The organism is Clostridium coskatii, from assembly GCF_001675205.1.
Taxonomy (GTDB): Bacteria; Bacillota; Clostridia; order Clostridiales; family Clostridiaceae; genus Clostridium_B; species Clostridium_B ljungdahlii.
On the sequence record NZ_LROR01000038.1, the window covers coordinates 105874 to 121069 of the forward strand.

At 27.9% G+C, this 15196-nt stretch carries 17 protein-coding genes; 4 read left to right on the forward strand and 13 right to left on the reverse strand.

What is annotated here, in order from left to right:
* Positions 1-57: 57 nt before the first annotated feature.
* Positions 58-1623, forward strand: a complete 1566-nt coding sequence (locus CLCOS_RS07830) for a PucR family transcriptional regulator (RefSeq protein WP_063600593.1) — start codon at positions 58-60, stop codon at positions 1621-1623.
* A gap of 48 nt (positions 1624-1671) precedes the next feature.
* Here the strand turns inward: CLCOS_RS07830 and CLCOS_RS07835 are convergent, their stop codons facing one another.
* Positions 1672-2463 carry an ABC transporter substrate-binding protein gene (locus CLCOS_RS07835; protein WP_013239149.1) on the reverse strand — a complete coding sequence of 264 codons (792 nt, stop codon included), beginning with the start codon at positions 2461-2463 and terminating at the stop codon, positions 1672-1674.
* A gap of 97 nt (positions 2464-2560) precedes the next feature.
* A complete protein-coding gene (locus CLCOS_RS07840) occupies positions 2561-2830 on the reverse strand; it encodes a hypothetical protein (RefSeq protein WP_013239150.1) in 270 nt (89 codons plus the stop codon).
* A 346-nt stretch (positions 2831-3176) separates the two neighbouring features.
* Here CLCOS_RS07840 and CLCOS_RS07845 point away from each other — a divergent pair, with 346 nt between their 5' ends.
* Complete coding sequence (locus CLCOS_RS07845) at positions 3177-4205, forward strand: AI-2E family transporter (RefSeq protein ID WP_063600594.1); 1029 nt, start codon at positions 3177-3179, stop codon at positions 4203-4205.
* A gap of 208 nt (positions 4206-4413) precedes the next feature.
* Here the strand turns inward: CLCOS_RS07845 and CLCOS_RS07850 are convergent, their stop codons facing one another.
* The 11 genes from CLCOS_RS07850 to CLCOS_RS07900 form a co-directional block, all read right to left on the reverse strand.
* Positions 4414-4845 (reverse strand): MOSC domain-containing protein, encoded by a 432-nt coding sequence (locus CLCOS_RS07850; RefSeq protein ID WP_063600595.1) that lies wholly within the window; start codon positions 4843-4845, stop codon positions 4414-4416.
* A 28-nt stretch (positions 4846-4873) separates the two neighbouring features.
* A complete protein-coding gene (moaC, locus tag CLCOS_RS07855) occupies positions 4874-5350 on the reverse strand; it encodes a cyclic pyranopterin monophosphate synthase MoaC (protein ID WP_013239153.1) in 477 nt (158 codons plus the stop codon).
* A gap of 23 nt (positions 5351-5373) precedes the next feature.
* The gene (locus tag CLCOS_RS07860) at positions 5374-5862 is read right to left on the reverse strand and encodes a MogA/MoaB family molybdenum cofactor biosynthesis protein (protein WP_013239154.1); all 489 of its coding nucleotides are present in this window, start codon (positions 5860-5862) and stop codon (positions 5374-5376) included.
* A gap of 71 nt (positions 5863-5933) precedes the next feature.
* Complete coding sequence (locus CLCOS_RS07865; RefSeq protein WP_013239155.1) at positions 5934-6203, reverse strand: hypothetical protein; 270 nt, start codon at positions 6201-6203, stop codon at positions 5934-5936.
* Positions 6204-6503: 300 nt separating this feature from the next.
* Positions 6504-8438, reverse strand: coding sequence for an LTA synthase family protein (locus tag CLCOS_RS07870; protein ID WP_063600596.1), 1935 nt, complete (start codon positions 8436-8438; stop codon positions 6504-6506).
* Between the two features lie 115 nt (positions 8439-8553).
* Positions 8554-10080: a HAMP domain-containing sensor histidine kinase gene (locus tag CLCOS_RS07875; RefSeq protein ID WP_063600597.1), complete on the reverse strand. Its 1527-nt coding sequence runs from the start codon at positions 10078-10080 to the stop codon at positions 8554-8556.
* Entirely contained in the window at positions 10077-10760 is a 684-nt protein-coding gene (locus CLCOS_RS07880; protein WP_063600598.1) for a response regulator transcription factor, read from the reverse strand. The genes CLCOS_RS07875 and CLCOS_RS07880 overlap by 4 nt, the downstream gene beginning before the upstream one ends.
* Before the next feature lie 529 nt (positions 10761-11289).
* Positions 11290-12075: a hypothetical protein gene (locus CLCOS_RS07885; RefSeq protein WP_063600599.1), complete on the reverse strand. Its 786-nt coding sequence runs from the start codon at positions 12073-12075 to the stop codon at positions 11290-11292.
* The gene (locus CLCOS_RS07890; protein ID WP_013239160.1) at positions 12075-12770 is read right to left on the reverse strand and encodes an ABC transporter ATP-binding protein; all 696 of its coding nucleotides are present in this window, start codon (positions 12768-12770) and stop codon (positions 12075-12077) included. The genes CLCOS_RS07885 and CLCOS_RS07890 overlap by 1 nt, the downstream gene beginning before the upstream one ends.
* A gap of 2 nt (positions 12771-12772) precedes the next feature.
* Entirely contained in the window at positions 12773-13141 is a 369-nt protein-coding gene (locus tag CLCOS_RS07895) for a GntR family transcriptional regulator (RefSeq protein WP_013239161.1), read from the reverse strand.
* Between the two features lie 186 nt (positions 13142-13327).
* Positions 13328-13780, reverse strand: coding sequence for an MBL fold metallo-hydrolase (locus tag CLCOS_RS07900; RefSeq protein ID WP_013239162.1), 453 nt, complete (start codon positions 13778-13780; stop codon positions 13328-13330).
* Between the two features lie 181 nt (positions 13781-13961).
* Between CLCOS_RS07900 and CLCOS_RS07905 the strand changes: the two genes are divergently transcribed.
* On the forward strand, positions 13962-14633 hold the full coding sequence (locus CLCOS_RS07905; protein WP_063600600.1) for an FMN-dependent NADH-azoreductase: 672 nt from the start codon (positions 13962-13964) through the stop codon (positions 14631-14633).
* Positions 14634-14813: 180 nt separating this feature from the next.
* Positions 14814-15188: a BlaI/MecI/CopY family transcriptional regulator gene (locus CLCOS_RS07910; RefSeq protein WP_013239164.1), complete on the forward strand. Its 375-nt coding sequence runs from the start codon at positions 14814-14816 to the stop codon at positions 15186-15188.
* Positions 15189-15196 lie beyond the last annotated feature (8 nt).

Below are 15196 nucleotides of genomic sequence, written 5' to 3' on the forward strand. Positions count from 1 at the left end.
AAGTAAGTTTACAAAACGTTACACTTTGTAATATACTTTATTATGAGGTGATTTCCTATGAATATAGATATTAAAGCTCTTTCATCTAAATTAGTACAGTATACTCACAAATTAATACTAAAAAATGAAAAATCCACAAAGATTAACTTAGTTAAGTTACTTCTAAGTGAAATGAAATCCTTTAATCCAAACACTTTATATGTTGGAGACGCCTCAGATTTAGCAAATCTTCACCCCATAAACTACCCAGTAAACCTTTTGTGTATAAATCATTATAAAGTTCCTGACCATTTTAAAAATTCAAATATTATTTTGATTGATACGGATAAAAATAAATATATTCTTTTCAATGAAATACAGGATATTATCTTCGACCTTAAAAATATAGATATATATATGGAAGAACTATTAGATGCACTCATACATGAAAAAGGTATTCAGCATATTATAGATATTGGATTTAAACTTGTCGGGAATCCTATTATATTTAATGATACTAGCAGCAAAATTATAGCCAATTCTATATGTAACAAGTCCATTGGTCATTACTGGGATGAACATATAAAGAGAGGTTACTTTTCCAATAACGCCATGAATTCTGCAAAATTTAATAGAATATGGGAAAAAGTTGATAGTCAAAACTGTCCTGTTATGGTAAAAGGTATAGATGATAATAATATGATTATTGAGAAAGTTACAATTGATAATGTTCTCATAGGATATATAGCAGTTACTGAGGCAGAAAGGCCTTTTAAAGATAGAGATATTGAATTGGTTTCATTATTATGTGACGTAATCGAGACTCAAATGAGAAATGACAAATTCTACAAATACACTAAAGGTACCACTTATGAAAGCTTTCTAAAAGATTTGTTAGATAACGCTGTTACAGATAAGGAACTAGTGATGAATAAAATACGGTCTTTGAATTTTGATATTAGCTCAGGAGTTTATATACTTATTTTTGATATGAACCAGTATTCTCAAAAAAAAATACCACTAACATACTTGAGATATAAAATTTCTGGTATTGTTCAAGAAAGTAAATCGCTTATATATAATAATCACATTGTCTTGCTTATTAACCATAATACAAAAATTAGCATTTTTGAAAATGAATTTGAAGCTTTAAAGAAATTTCTTAAAAAAAATAATCTATATGCGGGGCTTAGTAACTGCATAACAGATTTTACAAATTTACAATATTATTATAAACAATCATTAAAGGCAATTGAACTTGGGGTTAGCCTTAATATTGACAAGGTGTTTTATATATATGAAGATTATGTAGTATACGATTTACTAGATAGTCTTTCTACTTATGAAAATATAGAGAGATTTTGTCACCCTTCTCTACATTTGCTAATTCAATATGATCGCAAAAATAATACCTGTTTAACTAAAAGCCTCTATGTATATTTGATGAATAATAGAAATCAATCAATATCTGCAAACATCCTGCACATACATCGTGCATCAATGTTTTATCGTATTGATAAAATAAAACAGATTATGAAAATAGATCTTAACGATCCCAATATTATACATCATATATACTTATCCCTTCATATCCTTGAATTAATGCATAAAAATGAATTTATATTTGAAATAAATAAACAATAGAAATTTAACAGGTTCCCTATATTTTAAACAGAGAACCTACTGTCAATATTATTTGTATATATCATATCCAAACCATTTAGTTGATAGTTTAGACATAGTTCCATCCTTTTTAAGATCATCTAATGCCTTATTTAAAGCTTCTTCTAACTTTTTATCCTTCTTTTTTATACCTATTCCTATAGGTTCTTTTGTAAGTCTATCCTTCAAAATAACATAATTACTTTTATCTTTTGAAATATAATATTGTCCAACTTGAGCATCGCACACTACTGCATCAATTCTACCTATGTTAACTTCGTGGAAAGCTTCTGTTATCTTGTCATATTTTTTAATTTCTTTTATTCCACTTACTTTTGCAGCAGCCTGTTCCCCTGTAGCCCCAAGTTGTACACCTACTATCTTACCTTTCAAATCATTTTTAGTTTTTATAGAACTATTTCCAGCTTTAGTTATTATTATTTGTCCACCATCAATATAAGGTCCTACGAAATCTATTTTCTTTTTTCTCTCATCAGTTATACTCATAGAAGCTAATATAACATCAAATTTTCCTGACTGCAGTGCTAGAACTATACCATTAAAATCCGTGACTACTATATTTAGCTTTACCCCTAATTTTTGAGCAAGTGCATTGCCTAAATCTATATCAAATCCAGACAATTTGTTCTTGTTATCTCTAAATTCCATAGGTGGATAGGAATCATCTAATCCTATAGTTAATTTACCTGCATCCTTAACTCTATTAAGGGAATTGTCCTGTTCTCCTGCATTAGTACCACATCCTGTAAAAAGTGTAAACACCATAATTGCACTTAACATTATCATACCTATTTTTTTCATATTTTTTGCCCCCTCATTTTTTATAATTATACATTTAATATTATAATTATGCAATAGTAATATTAAAAAATTGGGAAATAAAAAATATGTATTTCACTTAATATATTTTCTTAGGAATAAATGCTATACTGTATTTCATAGGTATATTATTTTTTAGCAAAGGTTTCTTTTTAGTTATTTGATTTATCTCTTCTAAAGTTTTTGCAGTAAATACAATCTTTCCGCCCCTTTTACTATTGTAAATACCACCACATATTAAATATTTATTTGAATTTATATTGAAATTATTTACTTTAGTTTTCTTATATAATTCTTCAGATTTATCTCCCTTATAATTTATACTTACAAATATATTATAATTACTCATTTTACCTCCTAAGATTGATAATTATTAATTGATAAACAAAGTTCCAATCATTATGTTGTCCTAAAATCATTATACCGAACATATGTTTGTATGTCAAATATTATCTACTATAATTATATTTTATATTGGAGATTTAATGCCTAGAATGCAAATCTTACATTGATTAAAAAATTTATAAAAATATTCCTTTATGTGAGTTAACTTAAAGACTAGAATCGTTATATTAATATAAAATTAAAAATTATTATCAAAATTACTTGTTTTTATATCAAATACTACTTGAATTTTGGATAAAATACTTTTTATAATATATAATATAATGACAATAAATTTAAGGAGAGATTAGATGTCTTTTATAAAAGAATTTTTTTCAAAAGAATCCACAAAACGAGTACTTTTTTTCGCTTGTATAATACTAGTGATTTATTGGTCTAAATCTATAATGGATTTGTTCCTGCTAACCTTTTTATTTTCCTATATAATGAATAGTCTTCAGAATTTTCTGTTGAAATACATTAAAAACGTTACTGCGACAAAAGAAAAAATTACAACAATTATTTTATATTCGCTGTTGCTTTTACTTATTGTATTATTAGTTGTAAATTATATTCCTCAACTAATAAATCAAACAAAATATATGATAAATCATGCTTCCCAATTTCAAATACATCCTACTAGTACTAATTCCCATTTAGACATATTCCAAAAATATTTAGTAAGTATGCTAGGGCAAATAGACATAAAAAGTTACTTGAGATCTGGTTTCAATATATCACTTCAACTAGCAACAAATGTAGGAAAATGGAGTGTAAATATATTTATTTCTATAATGCTAAGTTTATTTTTCATACTTGGGAAACATAATATTATTGAATTCTTGAAAAAATTTAAAGACAGCAAAGTATCAGGGTTATATAATTACTTGTGCTTTTTCGGTAAAAACTTTTTAAATTCTTTTGGAAAAGTAATGCAAGCTCAGATTATTATAGCATTCTTTAATACCATTATATCTGTTATAATGCTTTCCATTATGAACTTTCCACAATTAGTTACTCTTGGATTTATGATATTCATACTCAGCTTAATTCCTGTAGCAGGAGTTATAATATCACTTATTCCTCTTTCTATGGTTGCCTTCAGTATAGGTGGATTTACAAAAGTTATATACGTACTAATTATGGTTGCTATAATTCATGTTATTGAAAGTTATGTTTTAAATCCGAAATTAATGTCTTCAAAAGTAAAACTTCCTATATTCTTTACATTTATAATACTTATAGTTTCAGAACATATAATGGGTGCCTGGGGATTTCTCATAGGTATTCCGCTCTTTATGTTTATACTTGATCTTTTAGATGTAAAAATTCACGACTAATAAAATAGTTTCAAGCAAAAAATAAACTTATACTTCAGATATTTTTATAAACACAAGCTCGTTAAATATTCTTGCTTATTATAAAAATATTCCTTCGTATAAGTTTATTTTTAGTTAAAAGCCATATCTAAAATTTGTAATTTGAAACTTATTAAATCAAATCCTAATCATCCATAACTATTAATTATTAACTATTAACTGTATCTATTTAAACTATAGTTATGCTATCTCCATCGGATATCCATCCTTCTTCAATAACTCTTGTAAATATACCTTCTCTTGGCATAATACAATCTCCTACCTGCTGTCGTATAGCACATCCTTTATGACATTCCTTACCTATCTGTGTTACTTCCATAAGTACTTCACCTATTTTAAGTCTAGTACCTACAGGAAGTTCATAAAGCACAATACCTTCTGTAGTAAGATTTTCTGCAAATTTACCACTAGATAAATTTGCAACCCCCTGTGCTATCATTTTATCTATACTTTCTTGCGCAAGTAAACTAACTTGCCTATGCCATTTTCCTGCATGAGCATCATTTTCAAGACCATTATCTTTTTTAAAGAACCCTCTACCTATAGGTTTTTTTATTTCACCTTTTTTTTCACTTATGTTTACTGAAATAACCTTGGCCATAGTTTTCCTCCTAACTATATAAAATCAATTAAAATTCTCTCTTAAATATACCTGATTTTCCCCCACTTTTTTCAAGAAGCATAATATCGGATATTACCATTCCCCTGTCAACAGCCTTGCACATATCGTATATAGTGAGAGCTGCTGTACTAACTGCCGTTAATGCCTCCATCTCCACTCCTGTCTTTCCCACAATTTTCGTCGAAGCTTCAATGTCAACTTTATTTTTTTCAAAGTCCAATACAAACTTTATGTCACATCCAGATATATTTAATGGGTGGCACATGGGAATTAAACTTGAAGTATTTTTTGCAGCCATTATTCCTGCTACCTGAGCTACAGAAAGCACATCTCCTTTTTTTGCCTTTCCCTGTGCAATTATATCTAAAGTTTCCCTTTTCATGTATATGGAAGCTGCAGCCACTGCTTTTCTTTCAGTATTACCTTTTTCACTTACATCTACCATTTTAGCTCTGCCTTGATCGTTTATATGCGTAAGTTCCATAAATCTGTCCTCCTTTGTTTAAGTTATCTAGCACATTCAGAATCCCAACCCATGAGTATGTCAATTCCATGCGGAAGTGCCGGCAATATAAATTGAAGGTTTTCTACAGCACCCTTTGGACTTCCTGGAAGATTTACAATTAAAGTTTTCTTCCTTATTCCGCTAACTGCCCTAGACAACATTGCCTTTGGAGTTACACTTAATGATTTCATTCTCATTGCCTCAGCAATTCCTGGCACATTTTTATCTATAACTTCTAAAGTTGCCTCTGGTGTTACATCTCTCACAGAAAATCCAGTTCCTCCATTAGTAAGAATTAAATTTAACTTCAAGTCGTCACAGATATAACACAATTGTTTTTTTATCTCTTCTATTTCATCTGGTATAACTTTATAATACTCAACTTTATATTGGGATTTATCTAACATATTTTCTATAGCAGGGCCCGTTTTATCTTCTCGCTTCCCCTGGGATCCCTTGTCACTCATCGTAATTATCGCTGTATTTATCATATGCTAACCTTTATTAAAAGGTTTTCAACTCCTTTCATTTAAAAACTGCACTAAGCAGTTTTTAATATATTTTACTTTTTAACTTCATCATATTCTACATCTATAACCTTTTTATTAGAGAAATTAAATGGGTCTTCTTTATCGTCAACCATATTATTCATATTTTCCATTTTAGATGAGGTATTTTTCTTACTTTTAAAATATTTTTTTATTTTTACAAATGCAAATAATACAGTCCCAGCTACCACAACAAAAGGCACTATTCTTACTAAAATAAAAGCTACCACTAATACCAACAATACTTTCCAAATCACCGGAAAACTTTTATTTACAAAATCCATATTATTTCCTCTCTTCCTCCATTTATTAGTATAACTCAATTATAGCATATAATTTAAAATAGTAAAAAATAATTTAAATAAATTATTTTTTACTATCTCTTTCGAATGTTTTTTATTTTATAAACTAATTCCTTCAAATCAACATATACCAAAACCACTAAACTTATAGGTATAATAAATATAAATATAGTAAAAATAAACTGTAATATACTTTTAATTATCATATATCATTTTTCACTTTAAATTATATATCTATAAATATTATGCTTAAAGTTCACTTCATATACTAAATAAATTTAATTAATTTGTTTTTTGCTGATCAAAAGTTTTTATTAAATTGTGATTCTGAAGTTCATCACAGTATTCTAATTCTTTAGTATACTCTTCTTTTTCCTTTTTAAGTGCATCCGTTTCTGAAATTTTATTTCCTGTTGCTAAATCATAATAAGTATTTGTCCAAGACACATATAAATTTTTTCCATCTATAAATGAACCATTTCTAAAAACAACTTTTCCACTGTCCCCATTTAACATATCCTTACCAAACATATAGTTTTTAGGCAAATTATATAAGTTTGCTAAAGTAGGATATAAATCCATCTGACAGGTGTACTTATGGTTAACTCCTGCATATTTATCTTCTGGAAAATGGATTAGTAAAGGTACTTTTTGGTATTTAAACCAAGTATAATCATCATTTTTGCTTTCATTCTCAAAACTAAAAAGCTGACTTTCATTATCCTTTGGTATAGCAAAGTGATCTCCATACAGTGCCACAATAGAATTTTTCATCATTCCTTCTTTTTCCATCTTATCTAAAAACTCTCCAAGCTGTGCATCTGTATAATGTATAGCTTGTAAGTAATTGCCAAGAAGAGTGCCTTTATATTGACCTACGTCAAAACTTCCATACTTATCCACGGCATCATAAGGATAGTGACTGGTTAGTGTTACTAAGAAAGAATAATACGGCTGTTTAAAAGTCTTCATCTTTTCAAGGGACTGATTTAAAAATGACTTATCACTAATTCCAAGTCCTATCTGTTCACTTGCATCAAAGCTGTGCTCTCCAAAAAAGTCATCAAAATCCTGAGCTTTATACATCACATTTCTATTCCAGAATCCTTCAGTATTACCATGAAGGGCTGCAGTATAATAATTTTTATCTTTTAGTTCACTTGCTATAGAGTCATATTTATTTCCACTATAAGTATAGTAAGCTGCTCCTGACTGTGCAGGATACAGTGAATTATTTGACATAAGCTCTGCATCAGAAGTGTTCCCCCCTGCAACTTGATAATAGTAATTATCAAAATACATACACTTATTTACCCATCTATTTAAATTTGGTGTTATTTCTTGTCCATTTATTTTTTGATTTATAACAAACCCCTGAAGCGCTTCTACCTGAATTACTATTAAATTTTTTCCTTCAGCCAGGCCTTTAAAATTAGTTTCTCCTGTGGTATTATTATTGTTTTGTAAAAAAGTTTTTACCTTATTTTCTTCATCTGTAGATAATTTTTTTGAATTTTTAAGACTAGTACTTATATAGTTATATGAATCTACGATATGGAAATTCACATCTCCTATCATTGTAGTTAAATATATTCTGTTACTCATGGCAGTTAAAAGCGTAGGTTGTTCTTTAGATACTCTATAAAATGTTTTTGCATTGATACCTACTCCTACTGCTAAAATTACTATAAAGATCACCAGTCTTCTTCTCATAGGCACTATACCGAACTCTATCTTTTTATATTTTCTCTTTAAAGGTACTAAAATAAGTATATCTACCAGATACCACAAATCTTTAACACTAGCTACACTAGTTACACTTGCAGACACCCCTTTTAACAGCTTAGCATTTTTTATAGCTGCTACCGTAGTAATGTCCTTAAAGTATCTATAGTACATCAAATCTGCTATAAGTATTAAACTTAGTATTATATCTACTGTATATAAAAAACTTATTCTGCTCTTCTTTTTAAGAATTAGTGAAAAACTTATCAATATCAATATAGAAGCAGCTATTGCAAGTCTTACAGACATTGGTACAAAGCTAGATGAGATATTTTTTTCATAAGATAATAACTTCCAAAAAATTATAATAAAAAATAAAATTATATCTGCATTATCAAATAGTAAACTAATTGCAAGATTAAATGGTCTGCTGTTTCTTATATCTGCTGCAAAGTCAAATAATTTACTATTTTTTATATCCGTAATCTTCATTTTTTCTCCTTTATATAATCGAATATTTTTTAATTTACAAAGAGAATTTTACAGTATATAAGTGACACTTGCATGGCAAGGATGTTAACAAATTATTAATAAATTGTTAACATCCTTAAACTTTACATATAACAAAATAAAATTTTACACCATTGTCTGTGTTTTCAACACCATATTTATATCCATGAAGTATCAATATATTCTTCACTATAGCAAGGCCTATCCCCGTACCGCCTAACTTTCTATTTCTTGATTTATCTAGTTTATAAAAGTTATCCCAAATTTTCCCTAGTTCTTCTTCTGGTATACCCTTTCCTGTATTTTCTACAGACACAATAGTTTTATCAGACTCTTCTTCAATAGCAAAAGTTATAATTCCTCCTTCATAAGTATTTTTTATAGCGTTAGTTGTAAAATTGGTTATTACTTGCTCCATTTTATCCCAATCTGCCCAAATTTTAGTTTTTGTTATAATGTTGCAATTTATGGTTATACCCTTATCCTTTATGACTTTATAAAACCTTCTTATTACACATTCTATAAGATCATCTATAAAAAACTCCTCTTTAGAAAGTTTCATGGTTCCAGATTCAAGATGGGATAAGTTTAACATATCTGATACTAAATTTGCCATCTTATTACTCTCATCTATTATGATATCAATGTATTGATCTCTTTCACTTTCTTGAAATATTCCATCTTTTAACCCTTCTGCATATCCTCCTATTAGATTTATTGGAGTTTTAAGTTCATGGGAAACCGCAGCTATAAATTCCTTTCTAGCCTTATCTATATTTCTTTCTTTTTCTATATCCTTTTCCAGTTTCTCATTAGCTGCATTAACTGAAGTTAGCGCTTTATCTAAATTGTATGATAAGAAGTTTAAAGTACTTGCCAAATTTCCTATTTCATCTTCATTCTTAATATTGCACTTTTCTGAAAAATCAAGTGCTGCCATTTTCTTCGCAGTATCATTTAACTTTACTAAAGGCTTTGAAACCATATTAGTATACATTAAACATAATATTAAAATTAAAACTATGGCACCTATATAAAAATAAAAGTAAAATTCCTTTATTACTGAAGATGCTTCATTTACGGGCTGTAGAGATGTAATTGAAAATATTATCTCCATATTCTTTTTATTAGGCACAACTGTTAATATATTTTTTGTACCATTAATTTTTTTTTGGGTAATTACAGTTACAGACCTGTTATCTCTTTTTACCTGCTCTAATAAATCAGAATTCATAGTCCAACTTACTATAATATCATTTATAGCTTTTATTCTAACTTTATCATAGCTTTGGTCTTCCGGTTTTGTTATAAATTTTATTTTTCCACTTCTATCCATTATAACTATTTTAGCATTATTATTCTGTTCAAATCTTCTAATTAAATTAGCTAACTTATCTTCATCATTTGTCTTATTGTAAAGCGTTCTAAACTTTTCAACCTGATTCAGCATGTTGCTTTCTTTTTTATTTATGTAAAACTTTCCAAAAAACAGCATTTGAAATGTTAATGTACTGCTTATAAAGATTATAAATACCAGAGCCGTTATTATAAACAATTTCCATGTTATATTTTTTCTTATTCTCGTAACAAGTTTGTTTTCACTTATAATATGACTTATTTTCATTGCTTTTTTACCTCAAATTTATAACCCACCCCTCTAACAGTGGCTATTAAATAGGATTTAACTCCTAATTTTTCTCTAAGCCTCTTCACATGAGTATCTACTGTTCTAAGATCTCCATAGTAGTCTATTCCCCAAATTGCATCTAAAATTTTTTCTCTACTTAAAACTATGTCCTTATTTTTTATTAAATAGCAAAGTAATTCGAATTCCTTTGGAGAAAGATATACGTCTTCATTATCTACTTTAACCTCATGACCTTCTCTATTTATGTAGAGTCCATCATAACTATTTTGCTTATTCTGATTTTCTTCCTCAGAATAAGTTCTTTTCAAAAGTGCTTTTATTTTGGCTACCAATACTTTTGGGCTTACTGGCTTAGTTACATAACTATCTGTGCCAAGTTGAAACCCTAAAAGCTGCTCTTCATCCTCAGCTCTAGCTGTAAGCATAATTATAGGCACATTAGAAATTTTTCTAAGTTCTTTACATGCTGTCCATCCATCCATTACAGGCATCATTATATCCAGCACTACTAAGTCTACATGATTTTCATTAAATTTTTCTAATGCTTCCTGACCATTTCCTGCTGGAATCATATTCAATCCTTCACTTTTTAAATAGGCTTCTATGAGAAACCTCATTCTCTCTTCATCATCTACCATTAAAATAGTCTTGTTCATTTAAATATCTCCTAAATATATTATTTTTATATTAAGTTAATTTCTTATATGCTAAAGTTGACTTATTAATATAGATTTCAAATACTATTAAGTTCTAAAACTTATATACATAATTATAATATAATTCTATATTATAATTTACACAACAATATATTTAAAGATATTTATAGGGTTTCTAAGCAATAACTTATCTTATTCATACAATTTTAAAAGTTAAAACTGTTGATATGACTAAGTTTTAATAAATGTATAAGTTAATTCTCGAGTTAGAAACCCTATATAAGTTTTCTAACTTAAAAATCAACTTATACGCAGGCATATTTTTACAATGATGAAGTTCTTTTAAATATTTTGCGTATAAGTCTAAGTAAAAATTCGTAAAAACTTAGAACTTTTGAATTGTCTGAGGTACGAGTTTTCAAAAGTTCTTAGCTTTTTTAGAATTTTTTACTTAGACTTATCAAAATATTTAATGAACTGAATGTTGTAAAAATATCCGAAGTATAAGTTGATTTTTCGTTTAGAAACTCTATAAGTCCAATTTATTTTCTATAAGATATGCTGTAGCATAGAATAATCCTATAAGTACTGCTACAGATACAAAAATTGATGCTATATTAATGTCAACCCCATTAGCTACTACGTTATTCGAATTAACAGAAGGTATATCTAAATTCAATACTTTTAGCTTAAATGTCTGAGGAAACGCCTCAGAAAAAATTTCATCTATTTTTCCCTGTGCTATACATAAAATTACAAATATGATAAAAGATCCAAGCTTACCAAATTTTCTATTCTTTATTGCCACTTTACTTAAAGTTATGGAAATATATACTGTGAGTAAAAAGGTAACGTATATAACTAAAATAGATAAAAAAATAAATAATGCAAATTTAGGATTTATATTTTTTATAAATTGTAAATAACTTATTTTTATATCAATTACCCCACCTTGAACAACTTTAAATATTTGAATCCACATAGCTGTAAAAATAAATATAACAAATTGTACTACGACCATTTGTATAAGAGCTGTGACAATTTTATTCATCAATATATTTTTTCCACTCTTAGGAAGGGTAAAAAGTAAAATGGAAGTATCCTCATGTATATCCCTGCTAAATAATTTTACATTCCATATGACAACTATAATTTCTGCTGCAAATCCTATGGCCATATTTAAAGCTAATATTGATCCTGAATTCCAAACATTTACTCTAGTAAATAATGCTACATTTAAAATTACTATAGCAGATATCATAATCAAAAAATCCTTAAAATATCCTTGAAGGTCATATTTTACTAACTTAAACATTATTTAAATACCTCCCTGTATATTTCATCTATTGACATTTTTCTCTCATTTCTAAGTTCTTCTGCATTCCCAAAGAGTACTATTTTTCCTTCAGATATAAAAGCCACATCATCAAACAATCTCTCAATATCGCTAACAAGATGTGTTGTTATAAGCACAGAACTGTTTTCTGTATAATTTTCAAGTATTGCATCTAGTATTTTTTCTCTAGTTGTAGGATCCACTCCCCCTAAAGGTTCATCTAGTATATAGAGTTTTGCCTTTCTTGAAAGTACTAAACTTAAATATAATTTTTCACTCATTCCCTTTGATAAAGTCTTAACTTTACTATCTGGATCCAAATTCATAAACTTTAACATGTCCTGTGCTTTATCTCCATCAAAATCTGCATACATGTCTTTAAAAAAATTAACTGCATCTTCTATTCTCATCCACTTAAAAAGATAATCCTTATCCGGCAAATAAGATACTTCAGCTTTTGTTTTTGTGCCAGGCTTATTTCCATTTATAAGTATTTCACCTGAACTCTGCCTTAGTATTCCTGCTGCAATCTTCAAAAAAGTAGTTTTACCACTTCCATTAGGACCTAATAATCCTGTTATTTTTCCTTTTTGGATTTCTAAATTCAGCCCATCTAAAGCTTGTTTTCTAAAATAAAGTTTTTTTAAATCTGTGCTTTTAAGCAGCGGTTCCATATCTATTTACCTCCCTGTACTTTTTCTTCTACAATCTTTATTATCTCATCTGAAGAAAATCCTAGTTCCTTCATTCCTATTATAAAACTATATATAATCTTCTGAGCCATTTCTTCTTTTAATTTTTCTACCATAGATATATCCTCCTTTATAAAAGTACCCGTTCCTCTTTGCTTATAAGCAATATCATTTCTCTCTAATTCTTGATAAGCCCTTTGAATAGTATTGGGATTTACTTTAAGTTTTGAGGACATTTCCCTTACAGAAAGCAGTTTATCTCCTGGCTTCAATTCTTCTTTTACTATTTTTCTCTTTACAATATCTATTATCTGCATATATATTGGTACATTGGAATCAAATTCAACATCCATTTTATCACCTCCACAAGTAGCTCATCTAGTGTACTGATATAATAATACACTAGTTTAGTAATAGAGTCAATATATTTATTTAAATAACTAAAATAATCCCTAAATTTTTTGCATTAATACAAATACTTTAGGGATGCTTTTTAATCTAATATTTAATTTTTTAAAAGGTAACCTTACATCACAGTATTATATAAAGAGAATATCATCATTAACCATATATGATATAGACCCTAATTTATGTTTAGGAAATACAATTGATTTTATTCTTATCCCATCTACGTCTACTACATCACCATCTTTAAGTTTTTTGTATTTTTCATTTTCATCACTTTTACAAGAAAACATGCCTTTTCCTGATTTTTTTAAAGAAGTTTCAGCAGAAAAATAGATATCAGCATTTTTAAACAATTTAATACATCCTGCATGATAAAAACTAGGGTAAGTTAAAAATACATGAGATACAGATTTAGGCTCAATATTTATTTTCTTTAATTCCCGATTTACAACGGAAGGTATAAATCCTGTATCAAAACATATAGTTGTTCTGAAATCAGAATATATAAAAAAATTAGAAATGAGTGATCTTACCACATATATATTACCAGTTATCTGTTGAGTTTTACTTAATTTAAACAACATACATCTTTCCCCACTTCCATGTATATCTTTCTTTTAAATAGTAAAATATATTCTTTTTATATCATTTCCCTATTTTATTAGTTTATACACTTCTATGATCTAGCATAAATTAAGATATTAGGTTAAAAATAAAATAAAGATATACAACACTTAAAATATTTTTAATTAGGAGGTATATAAATTGAAAAAGTTATTATATATAACTGCAAATACAAAACCAGAATCTTTGTCTGTCAGCAAAACTGTAGGTAGAAGTTTTGTAAAAGAATTCTTATCGAAAAATGCAGATTATATGGTAGAAGAACTGGATCTATACAATGAAAATATTCCTGAAATAAATCATAGAATATTTAAAGGCAGGGCCGAATTAGTTTCAGGAAATGATTACAATACCCTATCAGATGAAGATAAAAAAATAGTAGACAGAATAAATGAACTATGCAATCAATTTTTAAGTGCAGATACTTATGTTATTGCAGCTCCTATGTGGAGTGTAAGTTACCCAGCAAGGCTTAAATCCTATTTAGATTGTATTATAATAAATAACAGATTAATTAAAATTTCTGAAGAAGACATAAAAGGTCTTTTAGATGATAAAAAAAGAAACATGGTCTATATTCAATCTTCAGCAGCAGTATATCCTAAAATATTTAATTCCAAGTTTAATCATGCCATTGATTATTTTAGAGATGTATTTAAATTTTTAGGAGTGAATAAATTTGACTATATACTGGTAGAAGGCACTGAAGACTCTTCTGTAGGTAAAGCAAAAGCCATAGGAAATGTCCAAAACAATATAAAAAGTGTGGTAAATAAATTTACTGAAAATATTCCTCTAATGGATAGAATGTAAACAGATCTCTAAAGGGCTTATACACTAATTAATTAGTACATAAGTCCTTTAACACATATACATGTTTTTAAACAGTAGAAAATTGATAGTTAAGAAAAACATATTGACTATTTCCGTTTACAGATGTAATATTAAATTACAAATTACACGTGTAAACAGAAATGGAAGGAGCATATATCCATGAAGGAAACATCAAGCATTTCAGATGCAGAACTTACTATTATGAAAATAATATGGAAAAATCCCAATATAACTGCAAATAAAATTATAGAACAATTATCAGATAAAACTAAGTGGAAGCCTAATACTGTAAAAACATTAATAAATAGATTATTAAAAAAAAATGTAATTGGATTTAACAAGGAAGGAAAAGAATATTTCTATTATGCTGTAGTTCAGGAAGAAAGCTATATAAATGCAGAAAGCAATTCTTTTTTGAATAAAATATTTAATGGCTCCGTTATCTCAATGGTATTGAATTTTGTTGATAATAAAAAATTATCTAAAAATGAAATTAAAGAACTGAAAGATATTTTAAATAAAAACCGTGAGTAAGGGGTGCT